The 1,610-nt window shown below is 35.4% G+C and carries 3 protein-coding genes; 2 read left to right on the top strand and 1 reads right to left on the bottom strand.

The annotated features are described in order from the left end of the window. Positions 1-136: 136 nt before the first annotated feature. Positions 137-256, top strand: a complete 120-nt coding sequence (locus AB1630_13095) for a helix-turn-helix domain-containing protein (GenBank protein MEW6104722.1) — start codon at positions 137-139, stop codon at positions 254-256. Next, positions 249-422 carry a hypothetical protein gene (locus AB1630_13090; GenBank protein MEW6104721.1) on the top strand — a complete coding sequence of 58 codons (174 nt, stop codon included), beginning with the start codon at positions 249-251 and terminating at the stop codon, positions 420-422. Before AB1630_13095 ends, AB1630_13090 begins: the two co-directional genes overlap by 8 nt. 656 nt (positions 423-1,078) lie before the next feature. Here the strand turns inward: AB1630_13090 and AB1630_13085 are convergent. Continuing rightward, positions 1,079-1,576 (bottom strand): hypothetical protein, encoded by a 498-nt coding sequence (locus tag AB1630_13085; protein MEW6104720.1) that lies wholly within the window; start codon positions 1,574-1,576, stop codon positions 1,079-1,081. Between the last annotated feature and the right edge of the window lie 34 nt (positions 1,577-1,610).

The raw sequence follows: 1,610 nt of genomic DNA, 5'->3' as shown, positions 1-1,610 counted from the left end.
AAAAAGCACAATAAAAATAGAGTTCTCGCTTCGCTAAAGGGGGAAAGGGGGAGGATTATTCTAATATTTTTCAATAACCATAAATTTAAGCCCTATGAAAGGTTTTAGTAAAATTGGGGAAGTTCTACAACTTAGATTGCAAATAGTCTTACATGCTAAAGAGCATAGCATTAAGGCAGCCACTCGGGTTTTTAAGACTACAGTAAAGACTGTAAGAAAATGGTTTAGAAAATGGGAGGAGTATGGATATGCTTAAATTAGAGGATTTATCACGCAAACCACACAATTCCCCTAATGCCACATCAGAAATAGAGAAAGAAAGATTGGTTAAGCTTAAGAAGAAATACAAAAGAATAGGAGCAGATACGATTAAGGCTATAGAAGGTATAGATTTAAGTGCAAAGACAATAAGGAAGCCCTGAAAGAGAAAAAGGGGTAGCATCAAGGAAAAGACGCAAAAAGTATAGAACAAAACAAAATTTAAGGGAAATAAAGAAACTTTTGTCTCTTTTTGAACAAATAGACGAAGATACTAAGGACTTAACAGATATACCAGAGTATTGGATGCAAATTGTGGCTAAAAGACTCCCCAGAGTTCAATATACAGCTCAAAAGATGTAAGCACAGGAATGCAGTATTTAGCCTTTGCTGATAGCAAATCTTTGCCTTATGCTACTTTGTTTGCTGAATATCTCAATGCCCAACTTAAAAGGTGTGGAGCTTCCCTCTCTAACACTAGAAGGCAAACCGATAAGGCTTAAGAATATATTGGTAGTTGGCAGGCTAAAAGGCCAAGTGGTTATACAAAAGCTTTTAACAGGATGTTCCCGGACAAATCCATACCACTATTCCTCCTGGTGCTCATCGATTCCAATCTGATATTGAAACTGTGCATAATCTTATAGAAATGGAATTCTATGAGATTGAGACCTTTAAGAATAGAGAAGATTTCCTTAATAAAGCCTATAGCTATCAATTGTTCTTTAATTTGTGATAAGACCAAATACCTATAAAGAGAATAAGACGCCTATGAGCAAGAAAGCAAAAGAGAAAGAACCCAACATCTCTATGGAGATTGCTAAAATACCCCCTGTTTTCCTTGGATAGAGCTTTTTGAGATTAAACTTGACCTTTTATCAAAAGGATGGTATAATTTTTTATCCAAAGGGGGGTATGATGTCTCTTCCGTTCCATCCTTTCCCTCCTTCCTTTCTAATTTACATCCTCCCCACTTAAGCTCTACCTCTACCTTTCTTTTCCTTCCCCTCCATTTCATTTCACTTTCAAATCTCAATCCCTTATTCAGTTTCAAATCAAAGATCTTAGTCTCTTTACCATATCTTTGAACTACCCTATTATGATAAAAGCGACCTATAAATTTATCCTCCATTGAATTTATTCTATTATAATTCTTCCTATCATCAAAGCCTCTGTCCCATACCCAGGTTATCTTAGTCTCCTTTCCTAAAAGACCTTCTACATATTTCATTGCCTTTTCTATTTCTAAATTCTGCCAGGTTTCACCAGAAACCAATACATTGAAATATCCCAATCTTGTCTTTTTCTTAACCCACAAGAATTACGGTTATTATCTTATATCCATTTACTGT

This window comes from bacterium (assembly GCA_040753555.1).
In the GTDB taxonomy this organism is placed as follows: Bacteria; UBA9089; UBA9088; order UBA9088; family UBA9088; genus JBFLYE01.
Note: the sequence above shows the minus strand (reverse complement) of the source record. Positions and strands in the feature narration are given on the sequence as shown.

Coding starts and splice junctions, on each gene's coding strand:
- AB1630_13090 (MEW6104721.1), top strand. CDS start 249: ATGCTTAAATTAGAGGATTTATCACGCAAACCACACAATTCCCCTAAT.